We start from the raw sequence: 21,744 nt of genomic DNA on the forward strand, positions 1-21,744 counted from the left end.
TCGCTCACGCCCGCTCCCGGCGCGAGCCGTACGCCTCCCAGTGCACGACGTCGGCGACCGGCTTGCGCCGCGGCTGGGACCAGCGCCCGCCCTCGGGGTAGCCCATCGGGATGAGGCACATCGTCAGAGCGTCGTCGGGCAGGCCGAGGAGTGCGCGCACGTCGTCCTCGTGCGCCCGGTAGAGCGTGGTCAGGTTGGTGCCGACACCGAACGCGCGTGCCGCGAGGAAGAGCTGCTGCACGGCGCCGTAGATCGACGAGCCGAGCCGCGGGTCGGTGGAGCCCGCGGCGCCGAGCAGCACCGGGATCACCCAGACCGGAGCCTCGGCGAGGTGCTGCGCGAGGTGCTCCGCGCCGAGGAACGCCTGCGGGCTCATCGGCAGCTCGCCCGGCGCGGCGGCGAGGAAGCGCTCGCGGTGGGAGCCGTACGCGGCGTTCCAGCCCTCGAGGTACCAGGCGGCGATGCGGTCCTTGGTGTCCTGCTCGCGCACGACGATCCATGCCCAGGTCTGCGCGTTGCCGCCGGAGGGACCGCGCACCGCGGCATCGAGCACGGCCCAGAGGACGTCATCCGGGATCGGCGTCGTCGAGAGGCGGCGACGCGCGGGGGTCGAGTGCAGGGCCTCGAGCACGGGGAGGTCGTCGGGAACGCGGATGTCGGGAAGGGTCACGCCCCCCAGTCTCGTGCCGCGATCCGGGCCGCGCTGTCCATCCACCGATCGAGGTCGGCCTCGTGCGCGAGCGACTGGAGCAGCACCGTGGTGGCGCCCGCCTCGACGAGAGCCGCGACGCCCGCGGCGACCGCCTCGTCGTCGCCGACCGCGGCGGTGCGGCGCTCGCCCGCGAGCCCCCACGCGTCGAACTCGGCCTCCATGCGCTCGGCCGATCCGTGGCCGAAGTCGGTCATCAGGAAGACGACGATCTCGTGCTGCCCGCCGCGTCCGGCCGCGGTGCGTGCGGCCCTGATCCGCTCGACGGCCGTGCGCACCATGTCGGGACTCGTGCCGGTCGTGAGGATCGTGCCGTCGGCGACCTCGCCGGTCACCCCGAGCGTCTTCGGCCCCTCGCCCGCGGCCAGCACCGGGACCGGTGCGGCGGGCGGCCAGTCGAGTCGCACGTGGTCCAGCTGCACGTACCGGCCGTCGACCGTGACCTCCTCGCCCGCGAGAAGACCCCGCAGAGCCGGCACGTACTCGCGCATGAGCGTGAGCGGCGAGGCCGCCCGGGCGCCCACCTGCCCCATCCAGTCGAGCACGCCGTGCCCGACGCCGAGGCGCAGCCGGCCGGGGAACAGCCGCTCGATCGTCGCGGCCTCCATCGCGAGCGCGGCGACATTGCGCAGCGGCATCGGCAGGATGCCCACGCCGATCCGGATGCGCTCGGTCGCCGCGAGCGCGGCGGTCACCGACGCGATGCCGCCCTCGCGGAAGCAGTCCTCGAAGACCCAGAGCTCGGCGATTCGCGCCCGCTCCGCGCGCTGGGCGGCCGGGCGCAGGCGCTCGGGCGGGAAGGACGGCTGGAAGATGACGCCGAGGGATGCCATGGGCCGAGTCTGCACCGGCCCGATGACAGCCCCCGGCGAGGACTCAGTCGACGGTGTTCGACAGGGCGTCGAGCGTGGCGACGTCGTCCGGGGCGATGTCGAAGTCGAGCTCGCCGTTGGCGCGGATGCGCTCCGGCGTGACCGACTTCGGCAGCGGCAGCACGCCGTGCTCGAGCAGGTAGCGGATCGACAGCTGGGCGACGCTCACGCCGTACTTCTCGGCGAGGGCCGAGAGGCGCTCGTCGTCGAGCAGCTTGCCCGTCGCGAGCGGCGAGTAGCCCTCGACGAGCACCCCGTGCTCGGCGCACCACGCCGTGGTCTCGGGTTGCGTGTTGCCGATGAACCAGCGGATCTGGTTCGCGTGCGGGGTGATGTCGGTCTCGGAGCCGAGCGACTCGAGGTCGGCGACGTCGAAGTTCGAGACGCCGATCGAGCGCACCTTCTTCGCGTCGTACAGCTCCTCGAACACCTTCCAGACCTCGATGTTGCCGGCGCGGTGGTCGGAGCCGATGGCCGTCCACGGCCACGGCGCGTGGATGAGGTAGAGGTCGATCACGCCCAGGTCGAGGGTCTGGATCGACCGCTCGAACGCGGCCCGGGCGCCCGCGGCGTCCTTGATCTCGGCGCGCAGCTTGGTCGTGATGAAGATCTCGTCGCGGGGCACCCCGCTGTCGCGCACCGCCCGGCCCACGCTCGCCTCGTTGCCGTACGCCGCCGCCGTGTCGATGTGGCGGTAGCCGGCATCCAGCGCGGTCCGCACGGAGTCGTAGGTCTCGGGGCCGTCGGGGATCTGCCAGGTGCCGAAGCCGATCTGCGGGATCTGCACGCCGTTGCCGAGGGAGAGGGTGTCGGTGAGAACGCTCATGGCTCGACGCTACGCCCTCGCGGCCGAGCGCTCGGCGGCGGAGAATGGGCCGATGCGGATCGACGACGCGGTGGCCGTGGTCACCGGGGGTGCCTCGGGCCTCGGCGCGGCGACGGTGCGGACGCTCGCCGCCCATGGGGCGCGGGTGGTGGCCCTGGATCTGGCCCGCAGCATCGAGGGTGCCGACGACATCCCGGGCGTCGAGTACCGCGAGGCCGACGTGACCGACGTCGACGGCCTCGGTGCGGCGATCGAGCACGCCGCGTCGCTCGGGCCCCTGCGGGTGCTCGTGAACTGCGCGGGCATCGGCCCCTCCGAGCGGGTGCTCGGGCGCAAGGGCATGCACGACCTCGCGCTGTACGCGCGCGTGGTCGGCATCAACCTCGTCGGCACGTTCAACGCGCTCGCGCTGTGCGCCGCCGAGATGGCGAAGACCGAGCCGGTCGACGCCGACGGGCAGCGCGGCGTCATCATCAACACGGCCTCGGTCGCGGCGTTCGACGGGCAGGTCGGCCAGGCCGCGTACTCGTCGTCGAAGGGGGGCGTCGTCGGGATGACGCTCCCGGCCGCCCGCGATCTCGCGCAGCACGGCATCCGGGTCGTCACGATCGCGCCCGGCATCGTCGACACGCCCATGATGGCGACGGTGAGCGACGAGTTCCGCGCAGGACTCGAGGCGAGCGTGCCGTTCCCGGCGCGGTTCGCACGACCCGCCGAGTACGCGCGGCTGGCCGTCTCGATCATCGAGCAGGACTACCTCAACGGCGAGGTCATCCGCCTCGATGGCGCGCTCCGGATGCCGCCCCGCTGAGTCATACGGACGTCGGCTGCGCGTTCGGAACGCCGGCGTGCCCGGCGCCTAGCGTCGCCCCATGGCCCTGCGCGCGATCCTGTTCGACGTCGACGGCACCCTCGTCGACTCCACCTACCTCCACGTCGACGCCTGGCAGCGCGCCTGCGCCGCGGTCGGACGCCCGGTCGACGCCTGGCGGGTGCACCGGGCGATCGGCATGGACTCCGGCGGACTCGTCGACGACCTGCTGGGCGACGCGGCCGGCGAACTCGGCGACGCGGCGAAGGACGAGCACGCGCGGCTGTTCGCCGGGATGCGCGAGCGCCTGCGTCCGCTGCCCGGTGCCGTCGAGCTGCTCGGCGCACTGCGCGAGCGCAGACTGACCGTCGTGCTCGCGACCTCCGCGCCCGAGGACGAGCTGGCGATGCTCCGCGACGCGCTCGGGCTGGCGGAGGGCGAGGTGCCCGAGACGAACGCCGACGACGTCGACGTCGCGAAGCCGCATCCCGGCATCGTGCAGGTCGCGCTCGAACGCGCCGGCGCGGCCGCCGACGAGGCGGTGCTCGTCGGCGACGCGACCTGGGACATGATCGCCGCGGGGCGGGCGGGGGTCCCCTCGGTCGGAGTGCGGTGCGGTGGGGTCGGTGCCGACGAGCTCACGGCGGCGGGCGCCTCCGAGGTGGTCGACGATCCGGCGGAGCTGCTGCGGCGCCGGTGGCCCTGACATCCGGCGACACCCGGACGTGGACGCGCCCCGGGCGGGAATCCCGCACCGGGGCGCTCGTCGTCGCGATCGGACCGGCGAGGTGAGCACTGCGCGCCGCCTCTGCCCCACCGGTGGAGGCCGATGCCCGTGTCGGGCACCTCCGCAGCCGAATGTCATGCGACGAAGCCGTCTCCATCATGACCCGAGCCGGGCACGGGCACCAGGGGGTGTCCGGCTTCGCAGGTGGCTCCCTGCTGAGCGCTATCCGGCGGGATACGGGGAGGCCGCCAGCAGCCGAGCGAGGTGCGCGGCGTTGCGCGTCGCCGTCGCGATCGTGGAGGCGACGGCCTCCGGTGTCTCGGGCAGGTCGTTGTAGTCGGTCGATCCCATCGCCTCGCCGTTCCAGTAGGCGACGCCCTGCGACGGGATGCTGAACCCGACGTCGTCGAGGGCCTGGAAGACCTTGGCGGTGATCAGATGCGCGCCGTCCTCGTTGCCGACGACGCCCGCGATCGCCACCTTGCCCTCGACCAGCGGACGACCGTTCTCGTCGGTCTCGGAGAGCTCGGCGTCGAGGCGTTCGAGCACGCGGGCCGCGACGCTCGACGGATGGCCCATCCATGTCGGGGTCGCGAGCACCAGGATGTCGGCGCCCGGCACCCGCGCGCGCAGCGCGGGCCACGCATCCCCGTCGCCCATGTCGGCCTCCACGCCGGGCTTCACGTCGTGATCGACGACGCGGATCAGGTCGCCCCTGACGTCGTGCCGGGCGAGCGCGTCGAGCAGCTGCCGCGCCATGCGCTCGCTGCTCGAGGGAGCGGGCGACGGCTTGAGGGTGCACACGAGCGCGACGGCGCGGAGGGGCAGGGGATGTTCGGCTGTCATGCCGCCAGTCTTCGAGCGCGGTGCGGCTTCCGGGCGCCCTCCCACCGGACATGCAGCAGGCCCCGCTCAGGGGATCGGAGCCTCTTCGGCCCGCGCGCGCAGCGACTCCCAGTAGGGGGACTGCCAGCGGATCAGGCCGGCGTGCCGGCGGCGGAAGGCGGCGAGCACGGGATCTGAGAAGCGCATGCCCTGCACCCCCACGACCACCCAGGCGCCGCCGAAGCGGGCGAGACCCTCGCGGGCGAGTTCGGCATAGTGCACACGGCCGCGCTCGTGGATCTGCTCGATCATCCACTGCGCCACGTCGTACTGGTTCACGTCTCCAGGGAGGTTAGGCAACTCGTCGGGAATGCGGAGAGGGCTTGACAGATCACCGGTGCATCGGGCATACGGTCGGCGCGCTCGACGTCGCGGGACGCCGCTAGCCTCCGTGCATGACCGACGCTCCCGCCGCCGCGCTCGACACCGATCACATCGCGCACCTGCGCCGGCGACTCGACTGGGAGACGGATGCCTCCGACGTGCACGCGGCGCAGGAGGCGAGCCGGCCGTTCGTGCTCGTCGACACCCGCGGCGACGCCGCGTGGGCGCAGGGCCGCGCGGTCGGGGCGGTTCACCTGCCCACCGCGAGGATCGCCGACGAGGCGCCGGGCGCGATCCCGCTCGACCTGCCGGTCGTCGTCTACTGCTGGGGCCCCGGATGCAACGGGTCGACCAAGGCGGCGCTGGCCTTCGCGCTGCTCGGCTACCGGGTGCGGGAGATGATCGGCGGCTTCGAGTACTGGGCTCGGGAGGGGTATCCGGTCGAGGACGACGCCGGCCGCGTGCACCGGCAGGTCGACGCGCTCACGGCGCCGACCGCCGGCGTCGCCTGCGACTGCTGAGCCGGGCGCGGCCCGCCCGACCGCGCGCGAGCGCCGCGTCAGTCCGTGGCGTCGAACGGAAGGTCCAGCGCCCGGGCGACGCCCTCGTTGCGCACGGTGCCCGCGCGGGTGTTCAGACCGCGCGCGAGGGCCGGGTCGGCCGCGAGCGCCGCATCGACGCCCTGGTCGGCGAGGGCGAGCACGTAGGGCAGCGTCGCGTTGGTGAGCGCGACGGTCGACGTGTGCGCCACCGCGCCGGGCATGTTGGCGACGCAGTAGTAGGTCGAGTCGTGCACCATGAACGTCGGGTCGTCGTGGGTCGTCGGGTGGCTGCCCTCGAAGCAGCCGCCCTGATCGATCGCGATGTCGACGAGCACGCTGCCGGGCTTCATGCCCGCGACCATGTCGTCGGTCACGAGCTTGGGCGCCGCCGCGCCCGGGATGAGCACCGATCCGATCACCAGGTCGGCCTGCTGCACGAGCTCGGTGATCGTGTACTGGGTGCTCAGCGCGGTCTCCAGGCCGGGGTGCGCCGCCTCGAGCTGACGCAGCCGCGGGATGTTGACGTCGACGACGGTGACGAGCGCGCCGAGGCCGAGCAGGTTGGTCGCGGCGTGCTCCCCGGCGACGCCGCCGCCGATGACGACGGCGCGGGCCTTGCGGGTGCCCGCGACACCGCCGATCAGGATGCCCATGCCGCCGTTCGGCGCCATCAGCTGGGCCGCCCCGACGTAGCCGGCGAGCCGGCCCGCGATCTCGCTCATGGGCGCGAGCAGCGGCAGCGATCGGTCGGCGAGCTGCACGGTCTCGTAGGCGATGCCGGTCGTGCCGGCGTCCAGCAGCGCGGTGGTGAGCGCCCGATCGGCGGCGAGATGCAGGTACGTGAAGACGACGAGATCCGGGCGCAGGTGCCCGTACTCCGACTCGATCGGCTCCTTGACCTTCAGCAGCAGTTCGGCCCGGTCCCACACCTCGGTCGCGGTGTCGAGGATCGTCGCGCCGACCGACGCGTACTGCTCGTCGGAGATGCCGGATGCCGCCCCGGCGCCCGTCTCGATCAGCACCTCGTGCCCGCGGCGGGTCAGCTCGTGCGCTCCCGCCGCCGTGATCGCGACCCGGCTCTCGTTGTTCTTGACCTCACGGGGGATCCCGACGCGCATCTTCGCGCTCCTCTCGACGCTCCCAATCTGGTGAGATGGGCGATGAGACACCAGAGACGCCGAATGATCTTCGGTGAAATCGGAGAAGAGGCGACCATGCCGTCGGAATCATCCCCCCCACTCGGCGTTCGGCGCAACGACGTGCGGCGCGATCCGGACGCGATCGACCGACGCCTCCTCGAGCTGCTGCGCGACGACGCCCGGATGCCGAACGCGCGCCTCGCGGCGGAGGTCGGCCTCGCGCCGTCCAGCTGCCTCGCCCGGGTCCGCGCCCTCGTCGACGCCGGGGTCATCGCGGGGTTCCATGCGCAGCTGGATCCGCGGGCGCTCGGCCTCGGGCTCGAGGCGCTCATCAGCGTCAACATCCGGTCGGGGGCGCGGCAGACGATCGCGGCGTTCGCCGAGGAGGTGCGGGCCCTGCCCGAGGTCACCCAGGTCTACTTCCTCGGCGGAGCGGAGGACTTCATCCTCGACGTCGCGACGCGCGACAGCGATCATCTCCGCGAGTTCGTCGTGGAGAACCTGTCGAGTCATCCGTCGGTCGCCTCGACCCGCACGAGCGTCGTGTTCGAGCACACGACACCGGGCCTGCGGATCGGCTGACCCGGCGGCGCCGACGCCCCTAGAAGGGGGGGTGCTCCTGCGGCCTGTCGTGCTCGGGTGCACTGGCATAGTTCAATCCGAGGGTCGCTCGGGCGCTGTCGCCGCGACCCGGACGAGAGGAACAGCCCCCGATGTCTCACCCGAACCCGTCCGGCACGCTCCGTACCGGCTCCGTCGTGCTCGCCCTCACTGGAGCGGCCGCGCTCGGTTTCGGGTATTACGCCCTCCTGATGCCGAGCCTTGCCGCGATGCTCGGCATCTCGGCCGCGTCAGCCGGCATCAGTCTGATCCTGTTCATCGCCGGCATCGTGGTGATCGCCGCCGCGATCGTGCTGAGCCCGGTGACGGTCCGGCTCCGCGCCTCGGGCGCGATCCTCGCGGCGGTCGGCGTCCTCCTGTCGTTGCTCGTCGGCTTCGTCGGCGGGCACCTGGCGGTTCGCTTCAGCATGCTGGCGGCGGGAATCCTGGTCGGAGTCGTGCTCGCGGGCCTGATGTGGGCCCTCGGTCTGCGCGGGCGGGCGTTCGCCTGGCTGGCGTTGCTCGCGGTGCCAGTGCTCGTCGGCGCGGCCGTCCCTTCCTTCGCGCTCCTGCTGATCGCGGAGTTCCTGATGGCGATCGTCGCTGCCCTGATCGTCGGCCTCGGCCTCCTCGGCGAGCGCTCCCGCGCCGCACGCGACGCGACGGTCCGGGAGCGCGGGGCGGCGGCGGAGCAGCAGGACATCGCGCAGCGCGCCGACGAGATCCGCAAGTGGGAGGAGGCCTACGCGCTCGCGCACGACGGGCAGAAGCCTCCCGCCGGCTTCATGCCGCCGGTCGTGCAGTCCCGGCCATCGGGAGGCGTCAACACGATCGCGGTGCTCGCGCTCGTCTTCGCGATCCTCGGCTCCATCGTCGGCCTGATCCTCGGCTACGTCGCGCGGGCGCAGATCCGGAGGACCGGTGAGGGGGGCGCGGGCCTCGCCCTCGCGGCGATCATCATCGGCTGGGTCGAGGTCGGCATCGGGGTAGTGGTCGTCGTCGCGTATGTCGTCGTCATCGCTGCGGCGGTGAGTCACTGAACGGTGGCGCGCCTCGGCGCGCCTCGGCGGCGCCGCGAGTGCCCCGCGTCCTTCCGGTCGGCGGTCCTTTGGCTCGCCGCACCGGTGGGGCCGAGAACGGCGACCGTCCCGTCGACCCCTAGCCTGGAAGCGATGCCCCGACTCCGCGACCATCCCGCCGGCCTGCACCTCGGACTCATGCTGGCCATGACGTTCTCGACCGGCGTCGTCGACGCCCTCGGCTACCTCGGCCTCGACAAGGTCTTCGCCGGCAACATGACGGGCAACGTCGTCGTGCTCGCGATGGCGCTGACCGGCGCCGGCGGACTCCCGGTCGTCGGTCCCCTGCTCGCGCTCGCGTTCTTCATCGTGGGCGCCGCGATCGCCGGTCGGACCCTGCGCCGCCTCGCCGCGGGATGGGCGGCGAGGACGACCGTGCTCTTCGCCGGGGTCGCGGCGCTGCTGGCGATCGTGGCGATCGTCGCGTTCGCGCTTCCCCAGCACCGTGCGGAGTGGGTCACCTACGCGATCACCGGCGCCCTCGGTCTCGCGATGGGATGCCAGGCCGGCTCGGCCCGGCACATCGGCGTCTCCGACGTCACCACGGTGGTGGTGACCTCCACCCTCGTCGGCCTCGCCTTCGACTCGCGATTCGGACGCGGCGCGGCGGGGCACCCGTGGGAGCGGCGGGTGGGCGCCATCCTGCTGCTGATGGCGGGAGCCGCGACCGGCGCCCTGCTGCTGCGCCTCGGGCTCGGCTGGCCGGCGCTCTGCGCCGCGGTCGTCTCCGCCGCGGTCGCCGTGCTCGGAGCGGTCGGCCGTCCGCACTAGCGCGGCGCTCCGGTCGCGCAGGACGGCTAGAGCCGCGCCCAGGCCTCCGTCAGCACGCCGCGCAGGATGCCCTCGATCTCGTCGAACTCCTTCGGCCCGATCGTCAGCGGCGGCGCGAGCTGGATCACGGGATCGCCCCGGTCGTCGGCCCGGCAGTACAGCCCTGCGTCGAACAGCGCCTTGGACAGGAACCCCCGCAGCAGGCGCTCCGACTCGTCGTCGTCGAACGTCGCCCTGGTCGCCTTGTCCTTCACGAGCTCGATGCCGAAGAAGTAGCCGTCGCCGCGCACGTCGCCCACGATCGGCAGGTCGAGCAGGCGCTCGAGGGCCGCGCGGAACAGCGGCGAGTTCTCGCGCACGCGCTCGTTGAGCTTCTCCTCCTCGAAGATGTCGAGGTTGGCGAGCGCGACCGCGGACGAGACGGGGTGCCCCGCGAACGTGTAGCCGTGATAGAAGCTCGTCGTGCCGTGCCGGAAGGGCTCATAGATCCGGTCGGAGATGATCGTCGCGCCGATGGGGGAGTAGCCGGAGGTCATCGCCTTCGCGCACGTGATCATGTCGGGCTGGAAGCCGTAGGTGGTCGACGCGAACCAGTTGCCGATCCGCCCGAATCCGGTGATGACCTCGTCGGCGACGAGCAGCACGTCGTACCGGTCGCAGATCTCGCGCACGCGCTGGAAGTAGCCGGGAGGGGGCGGGAAGCAGCCGCCCGAGTTCTGCACGGGCTCGAGGAAGATCGCGGCCACGGTCTCCGGGCCCTCGAACAGGATCATCTCCTCGATGCGGTTCGCCGCCCACTGGCCGAACGCCTCGATCGAGCCCTCGAAGCCCATCTCCTTCGCGCGGTAGTAGTTGGTGTTCGGCACCCGGAACCCGCCCGGCGTGACCGGCTCGAACATCTCCTTCATGGCCGGGATGCCGGTGATCGCGAGCGCGCCCTGCGGGGTGCCGTGATAGGCGATCGCGCGCGAGATGACCTTGTGCTTGGTGGGCCGGCCCTGCAGCTTCCAGTAGTACTTGGCGAGCTTGAACGCGGTCTCGACGGCCTCGCCGCCGCCGGTGGAGAAGAAGACCCGGTTGAGGTCGCCGGGCGCGTAGCCCGCCAGCCGGTCGGCGAGCTCGATGGCGTTGGGATGCGCGTAGGACCAGATCGGGAAGAAGGCGAGCTGCTCCGCCTGCTTCGCGGCGACCTCGGCGAGACGCTTGCGCCCGTGGCCGGCGTTGACCACGAACAGGCCGGAGAGGCCGTCGATGTACCGCTTGCCCTTCGAGTCCCAGATGTGGTGCCCCTCGCCGCGCACGATGATCGGCGCGCCGTGCTCCTCGAGCACCGACTGACGCGAGAAGTGCATCCAGAGGTGGTCCTTCGCCTTCTGCTGGAGGGCGGAGTCGTCGGTGACTCCGATCGGCTGCTCGGTGATCGTCATGCGACCACGATATCAATCGTCGGAGCACGCAGGTAGGGCGGAATCCGTTGATTCACCGCCTGATCGCGGCGGTGATCGGCTGTGGCGCCGATGGCCCTCCTTCGAGGGGCAGGCCGCGCCTACACCTGATCGGGCGTCGCGCGCAAGACCCCCCGTGCCGCGGATTCGCCGACCTAGCGTCGAGGACATGAACCTGGTGGTGAGCATGACCACGGCGGTCGTCGCCGCGGTGGCGGCGGTGGCGGCGGCGGTCGTCCTGCTCTCAGGGGTGCTGCTGTGAGTCTCGCGACCCAGCCGCCCCGGCTTCATGGCGCCCGCGCAGCCCGTCGCACGGCTCCGGAGCTGCTCTCGTTGACCACCCTGCGTCCCGATCTCGTCGAGGTGAGCAGCGCCCAGCGCGTTCTCGGCTTCGTCGAGGTCGTCGACCACGTCTTCGTGTCCCTCGCCGGGTCGCGCTACGACATCGCGGTCGAGGTCACCCAGCAGATCGACTTCACCCGCGCCCTGACCGCCCTCCAGGAAGGAAACTCCGATGACGATCGCTAAGACCCACGCTCCGACGCTGCTGTCCCGTATCAGCACGCCCTATCTCCGGGCGCTCGGAGAGCTGCAGGTGTGCGAGCTCCGGCTCCGTCACGTCGCGCGCGCCGGGGGCATGGGGCCGGCCTGGCAGGAGGCGACCGACTTCCTCCTGCAGCAGTCCGAGGCGTTGCAGGAGCGGCTCGCCGAGGGCCCGCTCGTCGAGCACGCGCTGCACGTGCAGGCGCCGGACGGCTCCCTCGTGCCCGCGGACATCGTGTTCGTCCAGCGCCTCGTGCGCCGCATGAGCTACCAGCTGGGTCTCGCGACCGCCGATGCCTCGCTGGCGACCGGCTCGATGCCCACCGCCCCCGTGTCGACCATCCGCCAGACGGCGGACGCGCTCGCCTCCTAGGACGGCGGGGACGGCTCCGGCAGCAACTGGAGACCACCCGGTGAGTTCGCCGACTTCGTCAGGACCTCGATCCATGCCGGATTCAGCGCAGGAGTCTTGGATCCGAAGAAGTCGAAGGCGAGGGAGACGTGCGGAGTGACCCAGATGGAGGTGCGGCCGAAACCGTTGCGCTCGGGATCGTTCCAAGTGAACGCGAACGTCTCGCCCCGGCGCAGCTTCGCCCAGATCACGACCTGCAGGTGCGCGAGCGCGCGATCGTCGATGGTCGCCACGACCTTCGAGTCGTACGTCATCGTCCCCACGGTCGAAGGATAACCGGCCCCGAGATGTCAGTATGTGGATTGCCATGAGGTCGGATGCGATGAGCGAGAACGACCTGCGGACCGCGGTGGGCGCCGACGAGATCTTCGCCCTGTACCAGCCTCAGGTCGACGTCGTCTCGCGTCGCGTGGTCGCCGGCGAGGTGCTGGCGCGCTGGAGGCATCCCGAGCGCGGCGTCGTGTCGCCGCTCGACTTCATCCCGCTCGCCGAACGCACGGCGCTCATCGACGAGATCGGCCTCCGGATGCTGCAGCTCGGCTGGCAGGCGGCGCAGCGCTGGAACACCGCCGACTTCCACGTCGGTGTCGCGGTGAACGTCTCGCCAGTGCAGCTTACGAGTGAGCGGCTCGACGCGGCCGTCGGGTTCCTCGTCGAGCACAGCGACCTGCCCCCGGAGACGCTGACCCTCGAGATCACCGAGTCGCACCGGATCCTCGACGTCCCCGGCGTCGCGGCGCGGCTCGCCCGCCTGCGCGACCTCGGCGTCGGCGTCTCGATCGACGACTTCGGCGTCGGCTACTCCTCCATGGAGCGCGTCGAGGAGCTGCCGATCTCGGAGATCAAGATCGACATCTCGATGGTGCAGGACGCGACCGACGGCGGCTATGCCGCGTTCATGGAGATCGCGGAGTACGCCCACGCGCACTCGTTGCGGCTGGTGGCCGAAGGGGTCGAGACCGAGGATCAGCTCGAGCGGGTCGAGAACCTCCGCTGCGACCGGGCCCAGGGGTGGCTGTTCGGTCAGCCGCTGGACGACGCCGCGTTCGAGCGCGCGGTCCGCCCGGGCCCGCGGCGCGGACTCCCGGCGGAGCACTGAGTCAGAGGTCGGCGTAGCCCGACTCGGACTGCTCGGGCGACGTGTCCGCGACATCGATCTGCGACCAGGTCACCGGCATCCCCGGCGAGAACAGGATCTCGATGCCCGGTCCGCCGCGCAGCGGCGGGATGGTGACGTACCCGCCGCCGGCCCGGATCGCCTCGAGGATCTGCTGCTTGAGCTCGTCGACCGGATCCGGGAGGAAGTAGTCCCGGCCATCGACGGTCACGCGGTGGATGAGGGCCATCGCCCTAGTATGACAACCACGATGGGCCATCTCCGCTACGGGTCGCCGGCGCAGACCTTCGATGTCGACGACCGCACGCTCGCGCACGTCGAGATCGTCACGCTCGCGAAGCTGCGTCGCGGCGAGCCCTTCGCCCTGACCATCCCGAGCCCGGCGGGAGGTCGCAGCACCCTCTGGATCAACGCCGCGAGCATGCTGGTCTTCGACCTCAACGGCGATCCCGGTCCGATCGACCGCGCGTGGCTCGAGACGCTGATCGACGCGGCGAACACGGGCCCGGGGCTTCGGCTGCCGAGCGCCTGACCGCGGTGCCGCGCCCGCGCGGACCGTTAGCATTCTGGCCATGCCTCCCGCGACCGAGCACGGGGCTCGCGGATTCTGGTACGCGGCACGGCCGTCGACGCCGCCCACGCCCGTCGATGTGCTCGACGCGCTCCGCGGGTATCGCGCGGCGGAACGGGCGATGCGCCGTCGCGCCCGCGGATCGATGGGCGTCGGCGAGACCGATCTGCTCGCCATCCGCCAGCTCCTCGAGGCGCAGCAGCTGGGCCGCACCGTCACGGCCAAGGACCTCGCGCGGCGCCTCGGGATCTCCTCGGCCTCGACGACGGTGCTCGTGGATCGGCTCGTGCGCTCGGGCCACGCCCGTCGTGAGACCCATCCGACGGACCGACGCGCCGTGGTCGTCGTGGCGACACCCCAGGCCGGTGCCGACGTGCGGAAGCACCTCGGCCGGATGCACGAGCAGATGCTCAAGGTGACCGAGTCGCTCGACCCGGAGGCGCGGCGCTCCGTGCACGCCTACCTCGAGGCGATGCGGGCGGTCATGGAGGACGCCGAGCCGGGATGAGGCGCGGGGATCAGGCGCTCAGCCAGCTGCGCCAGTCGTCCGGAAGGTTCGCGATCGTCTCGCCCGGCTGGTCGGAGCCGGCGGCGTAGAGCTGCACGAGCGGCCAGCGCTGCCCGTGCTCGTCGTGATAGTCCAGGCGCGACAGCAGATCCGCGCCGGCCGCGAGCTGGCGCTCGAGCCGATGCAGCAGGCGGCCCAGGTACTCCTCATCGGCCGGGAACACGGTCCCGTCGGCGGATTCGGTCGCGATCGTGTCGCCGCGCGAGCCGGAGAAGTGGGCGGTGCCGCTCGCGTCGAACATGCGGTCCCGGGTGTCGAGGAGGCGGGCGACGCTGCCGGCCCACCCGGCCACGTCCTTGGCCGAGGAGCCGCTCCACGGGGGCAGATGCAGCTTCTCGTGCTGCAGGCGGTGAAGTGTGCGATCCGTCGGGTTGCGCAGCTTGACCCTGTGCGCCACCTCCGTCGCCAGATGCTGCAGGCGGGAGGTGTCGACGGCTACCTGGCCGAGGTGCTTGAGAACCACCTCGTTGGCATGTCCGCTTCCGGTCAGCGGCCCGATCGTGTCGATGGTCATGCGTCTCAGCCTGGCACCGCCTGTGGGCCGGCGACAGTCCGTTGCCCCCCGTTCGGGGGCCGCGTACCATACGCTCGCGCAGTCGTAGCCGGTGGACGAATCCACCGGCCACGACCGTTCCCAGAGCCGGTTACACCCGGCTTCCGCGTCCGCTGATGAAACGGACCAGCCACACGATGATGGCGATGACCGCCAGCACGATGCCGATCCACAGCAGGAACTGCAGCGAGGACACGAAGCCACCCGTGAACAGCAGGATGACCGCGATGATCGCGATGATGAGCGCGAGGATGTTCATCTTCTTCACTCTCCCTCTCACGTCCGGGGGCCAGACCGTATCGGGCCGCCTCGCGTGGTCGGATTCCATCGTCCCGAAGCGCCCGCCGCGGTCGATGCTCTCCCAGTCAACGACCAGGGCGCTCCCGCACGCCGCCGCCGGCCGCGCGTAGGCTCGCAGCGCGGAGGTGCTCATGGCCGAGGACGACCAGAAACGCGTCGACCCCCGATACGACCCGGCGTTCCAGCGCGGGTATGCGGGCGAGGTCCGGATGGGACAGCGCGGCGAGAGCGCCCTGCGCCGCGCCGCCGTCGTGTCGGCGGGGCCTGCCCGGGTGGTCGCGACCCCGTCGACCGCGGCCGCCGAGCCCGCATCGCCCGTGGCCGGGTCCCCCGCCGCGGAGGTCATCCCGACCGGGCCGTCGGACTCCCGAGCGGACGCCTCGAATGAGTCGATCCTCATCTCCGAGCCGGTCTCGGCCCGGGACGTCACCCGCAATCCGTTCTATCTCGCGGCGGCCGCGCTCGCGGTGGTGCTCATCGTGGGCGGGGCGGTGTGGCTGAACCAGGGGTTCGCCGCGATCGCCGACGACCGCACCTCGACCACGGTCGGCTATTACGCGGCGATGGCGATGAGTTTCGGCGCACCGCTCACCATCGGCATCGGCGTCGCGATCATCGCCGGGCTGCTGTTCGTGCTCGCTCGCGGCTGGCGAGCGCGCGACGAGGAGGGCTGAGCCGGTTCAGCCGTTCGGGTCGTCGTCGTCCTGCATCAGGCGGCGCGGGGCCGGCGGCACCGGCGGGACGCCGGGATCCCCCGGCTGATGAGGAGCCGACGGGGCCGCGACCTGCCCGGAGGCCGCCCCGGGACGGGTCACGCGGAACGCGGAGCGCAGCAGTGTGAAGCAGCCGAGTGCGCCGAACGCAGCCGCGAGCAGCAGCGAGATCAGCGCCGGGCCGGTGGTCATGGCCTGCACGACGATGCCCCAGAACCGCCCGTCGACGAGCGACTCCGGGATGCTCGTGCCCGCCGCCTTCGAGAACGGTGCAACCAGCGCGACCGCGTAGCCGGAGACGAACGCGAGCACGAGGGTGGCGATGGTCACGACGGCGACCGCGATCGCCCCGCTGCGTCCGAAGACGCCGTTGGAGCCGATCCGGTACAGGCGCAGCGCACCCCAGGCGACGCCGAAGGCGACGATCGATGCGACGAAGCCGATGTTCCAGAGCAGATCCCACGCGACGATGCCGAGCGGCACCACGATGAGTGCGAACGCGACGCCGCGCTGGACGTTCTCGGGCGGCGCGTCGAGGCCGGTGAGCGGGCCCGGCTGCGCCGGTTGGGCGGGGGGCACGGGCTCGGTCATGGCATCCACCCTAACCAGCACTGTGCCGTCGGACTCAGCGTTGGCAGACCGGGCACCACGTGACGACGCGCTCCTCGCCCTCGCGGCGCCCGAGCTCGCCGCCGAGCAGCGTGCTGCCGCAGCGCCGGCACGGCTCACCCGTGCGTCCGTAGACCCAGGTGCGGCGGCCGGGGCGCAGGTCGCCCGTCGTCGATCGGGCGCCGCGATCGCGGTTGGCCCACAGCATCCGGCGCGCGAGGTCGACGAGCGCCGGGATGTCGCCGACCTCGCCGATCCGACGCGTCGGCAGCAGCCCGCGCACGAAGCACAGCTCGTTGGCGTAGACGTTGCCGATCCCGGCGAGGTTGCGCTGATCCAGGAGCGCGCCGAACACGGTCTGCAGAGGATCGGCCGACAGGCGGCGCACGGCCTCGGCCGCGTCCCAGGCGTGCGGTGCGGGATGCCGTGCCGCGTCCGGCGCCAGCAGATCGGGACCGAGGTGCCCGACCACCGACTCCTCATCGACGGACGGCAGGAGCTCGGTGGTGCCGAGCTCGAACCCGATGGAGACGACCTCGGCCGTGGTGAGCACGGCGCGCGCCTGGAACGCGGGGCGCGGCCAGCGCTGTGCCGGAGCCACCGTGCGCCACGACCCCTCCATCTTGAGATGGGTGTGCAGGCTCAGCTCATCGAACCGGTGGAAGAGGTGCTTGCCGACACTCGCCACCTCGCGCACGGTCTGACCCGACAGGTCGACGGTCGCGAATTCCGGCACCCGGATGTCGAAACCGGTGAGCACCCGGCCCGAGAGCGCCGCGTGCTGTCGCCGTGCCGTCATCCGGATCGTGTCGCCCTCGGGCATGCCGCGCCTCAGCCGCGCAGCCGCAGGCCCTGCGGCGTGGTCGCGAAGCCGGCGGCGACGAGCGCGTCGCCGAGCGGGGTGCCGACGGCGAACGCCCCGTCGACCTTCTCGACGCGCAGCCGGCCTCCCGTGGCCCGCACGGTGGCGGCGAGCGAGGCGGCGGCGGCGGCGCGCGCGGCCACGGTGCGGTCGGCGTCGTCGTGGGGCAGCAGGTCGAGCACGGTCTTGCCGCCGCGCTCGACGTAGAGGGCGAGGCCGCCGTCGACGAGCACCACGAGGGCGCCGGCCTTGCGTCCCGGGCGGTGGCCCGACCCCGCGTCGGCCGGCGGAGCGGGCCAGCCGATCGCCGCACCGTACGGGTTGGCGGGATCGGTTGCGGCGAGCGTCAGGGCGACGAGATCATCGTGCTCCTCGGGCTCCGGCGCGAACGCGCGCACCCGGTCGACCGTCGCCGGCGTCGCGAACTGCGCGGCCCCGAGCCCCTCGACGAAGTAGCCGCGTCGCGTGCGGCCGGTCTCCTCGAGCCCGGCGAGCACCTTGTAGGCGAGGGCGAAGCCGCCGGCCACACCCTCGCTCTGCACCGCGCCGCGGGTGACGATGCCGTGCCGGTCGAGCAGCTGCTCGGCCAGAGCCGCGGCACGCACCGTGGTCGCCGTCTCGGGCTGGGGCAGCAGGCTCCACCTCCCGGCGACGGTCGGGGGCGCGCTGGAGCGGGAGGCGGAGGTCATGTCCGGCCTCCGTAGCGACGCCGGCGCCGATGGCCGTCCCGGCCGTCGCGTCGGCTTGCGCGGGCGGTACGTCGTGGCGCCGAGGCGCGCGCGGAGCGGGGCGAGCGTGTCGTTCGTGACGAGGCCGGCCCACACGAGATCCCACAGCGCACGGGCGAGGTCGGTGTCGTCGGCCGGCCCGGTCGCGGCGAGCGTCTGCTGCAGCTGCCGGAAGAAGAAGGCGCCGCCACCCGTGAGCGCGAGCAGGATGCGATCGTGCAGCTCGGTCGCGTCGGCGAGCGCGGGCTCGTCGAGCGCCGGCGCGGGCAGCGTGAGCGGTGCGGATTCGGCGAGGTGCAGCGCGAGCCAGCCGTCGCCGCCGGGCAGCTCCCCGCGACCCGACCACAGGACCTCGCCCGTCGTCGTGAGCTCGTCGAGCATCATCGGCAGGAAGTCGCGCACCCGGCTCGGCAGGATCAGGGCCTCCCATGCGGACGCCGGCAGCGCGACGCCGCCGAGCTGCTCGATCGCGGCGACGACGCCGTCGACCCCGCGCAGAGCAGGTCGGGGAGCCGTGACCCGAGGCCCGAGACGGGCCTCGGCGCTGGCGTCGCGGGAGAGGCCAGAAATGGCCTCTCCTTTCAGCTCCAGCGCGCCGACGTGGTGCCAATCCGGGAGGAAGCGTCCGAGTGCGCGCTGCGGCACCGGCTCGACCTCGGAGCGCAACGCCGCGAGCGACCGGGCGCGCAGGCGCCGCAGGACCTCGGCATCCACCCATTCGCTGCCGGTCGCTCCCGGCCGGAACTCGCCCTCGACCGCGCGCCGGTCGGCCGCGAGCCGGCGCAGGGCGTCGAGGACGACGGCGACTCCGAGCCCGAGCCGTGCGGCCGCGTCGGCGGCGGTGAACGGGCCGTGGGTGCGCACGTAGCGGCTGACGAGATCGCCCACCGGGTCGGCGACCGGGTCGAGGAACGCGCTCGGCACGCCGATGGGCAGCGGGACCCCGAGGGCGTCGCGCAGGCGGGAGGCGTCTTCGATGACGGCCCACCGCTCCTCGCCCGCGACGGTCGCCCGCAGCACCCGGTTCGCCCGCGCCAGCTCCCCCAGCGCCCTTGAAAGATCCCAATTGGGGTCACCAATTGGTTCGGTGACCCCAATTGGGCTCAATGAAGAGCGGGCGTGGATCTCGGCGAGGGTGAGGGGGCCGAGGACGCGGAGGAGGTCGACGACGCCCTCCGCGTCGCGCGCGCGGCGGTCGGGGGCGAGGCGCTGCAGCTCGAGCTCCGTCTGCTCGATGACCTCCGGGTCGAGCAGTTCGCGCAGCTCGGCTCGGCCGAGCAGTTCGGCGAGCAGCGTCGGGTCGAGCGAGAGCGCCGCGGCCCGGCGCTCGGCGAGCGGGGAGTCCCCTTCATAGAGGAACGCCGCGACGTAACCGAAGAGCAGGGAGCGCGCGAACGGCGACGGCACGTCGGTCTCGACCTCGACCATCCGGACCCGGTTCGCCTGCAGGTCGGTCGCGAGCGTGTGCAGCGACGGCAGGTCGTAGACGTCCTGCAGCACCTCGCGCACGGTCTCCAGGATGATCGGGAAGCTCGGATACTTGCGCGCCACCTCGAGCAGCTGGGCGCTGCGCTGCCGCTGCTGCCAGAGCGGGGATCGCCGGGTCGGGTTCATGCGCGGCAGCAGCAGCGCACGCGCGGCCGACTCCCGGAACCGGGAGGCGAACAGCGCCGAACCGCCGACCTCGAGCGTCACGAGCTCGTCGAGCTCCTGCGGCTCGAAGCGGAACAGGTCGGCCCCCGGGGCCTCGGCATCGGTCTCGGGCAGCCGCACGACGATCCCGTCGTCGCCCGCCATCGCCGAGCCCTCGACCCCGAGCCGCTCCCGGATGCGCGCGGCGACCGCGAGCGCCCACGGCGAGTGCACGGGCATGCCGTAGGGGGAGTGCAGCACGAGGCGCCAGTCGCCGAGCTCGTCGCGGAACCGCTCGACCACGAGGGTCGTGTCGGTCGGCACCGCGCCGGTCGCCTCCTTCTGCTCGTGCACGAAGCGCTGCAGGTTGCCGACGGCGTACTCGTCGAGTCCGGCGGCGCGCAGGCGCTCCGCAACCGCCTCGCCCTTCCGGCCTCCGGCCAGGAGCTCGGCCGTGAACCCGCCGATCGCCTTGCCGAGCTCGGCAGGACGGCCGAGGCCGTCTCCCTTCCAGAACGGCACCCGACCCGGCTGGCCGAACGCGGGAGAGACGAGCACGCGGTCGGAGGTGATCTCCTCGATGCGCCAGCTCGTCGCGCCGAGGGCGAAGACGTCGCCCACCCGCGATTCGTACACCATCTCCTCGTCGAGCTCGCCAACGCGGCGCGCACCGTCCTCGGTGCCGACGATGAAGACGCCGAACATGCCGCGGTCGGGGATCGTCCCGCCGGATGTCACGGCCAGGCGCTGCGATCCGGGGCGACCGGCGATCGTGCCGGCCACGCGATCCCACACGATCCGCGGACGCAATTCGGCGAACTCGTCGCTGGGGTAGCGTCCGGCGAGCAGGTCGAGCGTCGCGTCGAACGCCGACCGGGGCAGGGTGGCGAACGGCGCCGAGCGGCGCACCGTGTCGAACCACTCCTCCACGTCGAGGCTGTCGAGCGCCGTCGCCGCGACGGTCTGCTGGGCCAGGATGTCGAGCGGGTTCTGCGGGATCGCGATCGCCTCGATCAGCCCGGCCGTCATCCGCTCGCTCACGACCGTCGTGTGCAGCAGGTCGGCGCGGTGCTTCGGGAACAGCACGCCCTTCGAGATCTCGCCGACCTGGTGGCCCGCGCGACCGACGCGCTGCAGGCCGGACGCCACCGACGGCGGTGACTCGACCTGGATGACGAGGTCGACCGCCCCCATGTCGATGCCCAGCTCGAGAGAGCTCGTGGCGACGACGCAGCGCAGCCGGCCGGACTTCAGGTCGTCCTCGATGAGCGCCCGCTGCTCCTTCGAGACGGAGCCGTGGTGCGCGCGCGCCAATACGGGACCCCCGGTGACCGCGGTCGCGAGCTTCGCGGCCCCCGTGATGCCGGAGCCGCCGACCGCCTGCGCCGGGAAGCGTTCCGGCGCCGAGCCGGTGACCTGCTCCTCGTACAGCTCGTTCAACGAGGCCGTGAGCCGCTCGGCGAGCCGGCGGGAGTTCGCGAAGACGATCGTCGAACGGTGCCGCAGGATCTCGTCGAGGATCGCCCGGTCGACGTGCGGCCAGATCGACCCGGCACTCTGCAGCGCCGTCTCGTCGTCCTCGAGCGTCTCGGCGGTCTGGCGCGCCCCGAGCTCCGTCATGTCCTCGACGGGCACGACCACGCGCAGGTCGAACGTCTTCTGGATCGGCGGCTTGACGATCTCGACGCTCGCGCGCCCGCCGAGGAACCGCGCGACCTCCTCGACCGGCCGCACGGTCGCCGAGAGGCCGATCCGCTGGGCGGGCGTCTCGAGCATCGCGTCGAGTCGCTCGAGCGACACCGCGAGGTGCGCCCCGCGCTTCGTCGCGGCGACCGCGTGGATCTCGTCGACGATGACGGTCTCCACGCCGGTGAGCGTCTCGCGCGCCGCCGAGGTCAGCATCAGGTAGAGCGACTCGGGCGTCGTGATCAGGATGTCCGGCGGCTCCCGCAGCAGCATCCGGCGGTCGGCGGCGGGTGTGTCGCCCGACCGCACCCCCACCGAGATCGGCGGCACGTCGAGCCCCAGCCGCCGCGCGGTCTGGGTGATGCCCACCAGCGGGGCGCGCAGGTTGCGCTCCACGTCGACGCCGAGCGCCTTGAGCGGCGAGATGTAGAGGACCCGGGTGCGCTGCTTCGGATTGGCGGGGCGCACCTCGGCGGCGAGCCGGTCGAGCGACCAGAGGAACGCCGACAGCGTCTTGCCGGAGCCGGTGGGCGCGACGACGAGCGCGTGCCGCCCGGAGGAGATCGCCTCCCACGCGCCGGCCTGGGCGGGGGTGGGGCCGGCGAACGCGCCCTCGAACCACGCCCGCGTGGCGGGGGAGAACGGCTCGAGGGCGGATGCCATCCCCTCATCCTCCACGCGACCGCCGTCAGATGCCCTGTGTACGCTGTCCACATTCGC

The 21,744-nt window shown here is 72.5% G+C and carries 26 protein-coding genes; 12 read left to right on the forward strand and 14 right to left on the reverse strand.

The features are described from left to right. Positions 1-4: 4 nt before the first annotated feature. The 3 genes from ABD285_RS05735 to ABD285_RS05745 are packed head-to-tail and all read right to left on the reverse strand — an operon-like array spanning position 5 to position 2,407. Positions 5-670 (reverse strand): nitroreductase family protein, encoded by a 666-nt coding sequence (locus ABD285_RS05735; protein ID WP_284254313.1) that lies wholly within the window; start codon positions 668-670, stop codon positions 5-7. After that, the gene (locus ABD285_RS05740; RefSeq protein WP_344200997.1) at positions 667-1,542 is read right to left on the reverse strand and encodes an LLM class flavin-dependent oxidoreductase; all 876 of its coding nucleotides are present in this window, start codon (positions 1,540-1,542) and stop codon (positions 667-669) included. Before ABD285_RS05740 ends, ABD285_RS05735 begins: the two co-directional genes overlap by 4 nt. Before the next feature lie 43 nt (positions 1,543-1,585). Then, positions 1,586-2,407 (reverse strand): aldo/keto reductase, encoded by an 822-nt coding sequence (locus ABD285_RS05745; RefSeq protein ID WP_284254315.1) that lies wholly within the window; start codon positions 2,405-2,407, stop codon positions 1,586-1,588. Positions 2,408-2,459: 52 nt separating this feature from the next. On the opposite strand from ABD285_RS05745, the gene ABD285_RS05750 reads away from it, so the two are divergent. Further along, a complete protein-coding gene (locus ABD285_RS05750; protein ID WP_344201000.1) occupies positions 2,460-3,218 on the forward strand; it encodes an SDR family NAD(P)-dependent oxidoreductase in 759 nt (252 codons plus the stop codon). Positions 3,219-3,279: 61 nt separating this feature from the next. Continuing rightward, positions 3,280-3,924: an HAD family hydrolase gene (locus ABD285_RS05755; protein ID WP_344201002.1), complete on the forward strand. Its 645-nt coding sequence runs from the start codon at positions 3,280-3,282 to the stop codon at positions 3,922-3,924. Between the two features lie 243 nt (positions 3,925-4,167). On the opposite strand, the gene ABD285_RS05760 is transcribed toward ABD285_RS05755, so the two are convergent. Together ABD285_RS05760 and ABD285_RS05765 are read right to left on the reverse strand one after the other, a co-directional pair. Further along, positions 4,168-4,791: a flavodoxin family protein gene (locus tag ABD285_RS05760; RefSeq protein WP_284254317.1), complete on the reverse strand. Its 624-nt coding sequence runs from the start codon at positions 4,789-4,791 to the stop codon at positions 4,168-4,170. A 66-nt stretch (positions 4,792-4,857) separates the two neighbouring features. Further along, complete coding sequence (locus ABD285_RS05765) at positions 4,858-5,109, reverse strand: DUF6953 family protein (RefSeq protein ID WP_284254318.1); 252 nt, start codon at positions 5,107-5,109, stop codon at positions 4,858-4,860. Between the two features lie 116 nt (positions 5,110-5,225). Here ABD285_RS05765 and ABD285_RS05770 point away from each other — a divergent pair, with 116 nt between their 5' ends. Further along, complete coding sequence (locus ABD285_RS05770) at positions 5,226-5,675, forward strand: rhodanese-like domain-containing protein (protein WP_284254319.1); 450 nt, start codon at positions 5,226-5,228, stop codon at positions 5,673-5,675. A 38-nt stretch (positions 5,676-5,713) separates the two neighbouring features. On the opposite strand, the gene ald is transcribed toward ABD285_RS05770, so the two are convergent. After that, the gene (ald, locus tag ABD285_RS05775) at positions 5,714-6,814 is read right to left on the reverse strand and encodes an alanine dehydrogenase (RefSeq protein WP_284254320.1); all 1,101 of its coding nucleotides are present in this window, start codon (positions 6,812-6,814) and stop codon (positions 5,714-5,716) included. A gap of 96 nt (positions 6,815-6,910) precedes the next feature. On the opposite strand from ald, the gene ABD285_RS05780 reads away from it, so the two are divergent. From ABD285_RS05780 to ABD285_RS05790, 3 genes are all read left to right on the forward strand, one after another. Then, on the forward strand, positions 6,911-7,417 hold the full coding sequence (locus ABD285_RS05780; RefSeq protein WP_344201007.1) for an Lrp/AsnC family transcriptional regulator: 507 nt from the start codon (positions 6,911-6,913) through the stop codon (positions 7,415-7,417). A 131-nt stretch (positions 7,418-7,548) separates the two neighbouring features. Then, on the forward strand, positions 7,549-8,475 hold the full coding sequence (locus tag ABD285_RS05785; protein WP_344201010.1) for a DUF4190 domain-containing protein: 927 nt from the start codon (positions 7,549-7,551) through the stop codon (positions 8,473-8,475). Between the two features lie 132 nt (positions 8,476-8,607). Continuing rightward, on the forward strand, positions 8,608-9,285 hold the full coding sequence (locus ABD285_RS05790; protein ID WP_284254323.1) for a YoaK family protein: 678 nt from the start codon (positions 8,608-8,610) through the stop codon (positions 9,283-9,285). 26 nt (positions 9,286-9,311) lie between these two features. Here ABD285_RS05790 and ABD285_RS05795 read toward each other — a convergent pair whose 3' ends face one another. Further along, a complete protein-coding gene (locus tag ABD285_RS05795; RefSeq protein WP_284254324.1) occupies positions 9,312-10,712 on the reverse strand; it encodes an aspartate aminotransferase family protein in 1,401 nt (466 codons plus the stop codon). A 276-nt stretch (positions 10,713-10,988) separates the two neighbouring features. On the opposite strand from ABD285_RS05795, the gene ABD285_RS05800 reads away from it, so the two are divergent. Continuing rightward, the gene (locus tag ABD285_RS05800; RefSeq protein WP_284254325.1) at positions 10,989-11,258 is read left to right on the forward strand and encodes a hypothetical protein; all 270 of its coding nucleotides are present in this window, start codon (positions 10,989-10,991) and stop codon (positions 11,256-11,258) included. Continuing rightward, positions 11,245-11,646 carry a hypothetical protein gene (locus ABD285_RS05805; RefSeq protein ID WP_284254326.1) on the forward strand — a complete coding sequence of 134 codons (402 nt, stop codon included), beginning with the start codon at positions 11,245-11,247 and terminating at the stop codon, positions 11,644-11,646. The genes ABD285_RS05800 and ABD285_RS05805 overlap by 14 nt, the downstream gene beginning before the upstream one ends. Here the strand turns inward: ABD285_RS05805 and ABD285_RS05810 are convergent. Then, positions 11,643-11,939: a DUF7882 family protein gene (locus tag ABD285_RS05810; protein WP_425564963.1), complete on the reverse strand. Its 297-nt coding sequence runs from the start codon at positions 11,937-11,939 to the stop codon at positions 11,643-11,645. The genes ABD285_RS05805 and ABD285_RS05810 overlap by 4 nt on opposite strands. 68 nt (positions 11,940-12,007) lie before the next feature. Between ABD285_RS05810 and ABD285_RS05815 the strand changes: the two genes are divergently transcribed. Beyond that, complete coding sequence (locus ABD285_RS05815; RefSeq protein ID WP_344201015.1) at positions 12,008-12,784, forward strand: EAL domain-containing protein; 777 nt, start codon at positions 12,008-12,010, stop codon at positions 12,782-12,784. 1 nt (position 12,785) lies between these two features. Here ABD285_RS05815 and ABD285_RS05820 read toward each other — a convergent pair whose 3' ends face one another. Continuing rightward, the gene (locus ABD285_RS05820; RefSeq protein ID WP_344201018.1) at positions 12,786-13,031 is read right to left on the reverse strand and encodes a hypothetical protein; all 246 of its coding nucleotides are present in this window, start codon (positions 13,029-13,031) and stop codon (positions 12,786-12,788) included. Positions 13,032-13,052: 21 nt separating this feature from the next. Here ABD285_RS05820 and ABD285_RS05825 point away from each other — a divergent pair, with 21 nt between their 5' ends. Then, positions 13,053-13,334: a DUF7882 family protein gene (locus ABD285_RS05825; RefSeq protein ID WP_344201020.1), complete on the forward strand. Its 282-nt coding sequence runs from the start codon at positions 13,053-13,055 to the stop codon at positions 13,332-13,334. Between the two features lie 40 nt (positions 13,335-13,374). Beyond that, entirely contained in the window at positions 13,375-13,881 is a 507-nt protein-coding gene (locus ABD285_RS05830; protein ID WP_284254329.1) for a MarR family winged helix-turn-helix transcriptional regulator, read from the forward strand. 10 nt (positions 13,882-13,891) lie between these two features. Here ABD285_RS05830 and ABD285_RS05835 read toward each other — a convergent pair whose 3' ends face one another. Then, complete coding sequence (locus ABD285_RS05835) at positions 13,892-14,455, reverse strand: hypothetical protein (RefSeq protein WP_284254330.1); 564 nt, start codon at positions 14,453-14,455, stop codon at positions 13,892-13,894. A gap of 130 nt (positions 14,456-14,585) precedes the next feature. Continuing rightward, positions 14,586-14,927, reverse strand: a complete 342-nt coding sequence (locus ABD285_RS05840; RefSeq protein ID WP_284255786.1) for a hypothetical protein — start codon at positions 14,925-14,927, stop codon at positions 14,586-14,588. Between ABD285_RS05840 and ABD285_RS05845 the strand changes: the two genes are divergently transcribed. Further along, positions 14,926-15,468, forward strand: a complete 543-nt coding sequence (locus ABD285_RS05845; RefSeq protein WP_284254331.1) for a hypothetical protein — start codon at positions 14,926-14,928, stop codon at positions 15,466-15,468. The two genes, ABD285_RS05840 and ABD285_RS05845, sit on opposite strands and share 2 nt — an antisense overlap. Before the next feature lie 6 nt (positions 15,469-15,474). Here ABD285_RS05845 and ABD285_RS05850 read toward each other — a convergent pair whose 3' ends face one another. Genes ABD285_RS05850 through ABD285_RS05860 form a run of 3 tightly spaced genes read right to left on the reverse strand, consistent with a single transcriptional unit; the run spans position 15,475 to position 21,687 of the window. Further along, positions 15,475-16,098 (reverse strand): hypothetical protein, encoded by a 624-nt coding sequence (locus tag ABD285_RS05850; protein WP_344201025.1) that lies wholly within the window; start codon positions 16,096-16,098, stop codon positions 15,475-15,477. 34 nt (positions 16,099-16,132) lie between these two features. Continuing rightward, a complete protein-coding gene (locus ABD285_RS05855; protein WP_284254333.1) occupies positions 16,133-16,939 on the reverse strand; it encodes a DNA-formamidopyrimidine glycosylase family protein in 807 nt (268 codons plus the stop codon). Between the two features lie 8 nt (positions 16,940-16,947). Beyond that, complete coding sequence (locus ABD285_RS05860; protein WP_344201027.1) at positions 16,948-21,687, reverse strand: ATP-dependent helicase; 4,740 nt, start codon at positions 21,685-21,687, stop codon at positions 16,948-16,950. Between the last annotated feature and the right edge of the window lie 57 nt (positions 21,688-21,744).

The organism is Pseudolysinimonas kribbensis, from assembly GCF_039531715.1.
Taxonomy (GTDB): domain Bacteria; phylum Actinomycetota; class Actinomycetes; order Actinomycetales; family Microbacteriaceae; genus Pseudolysinimonas; species Pseudolysinimonas kribbensis.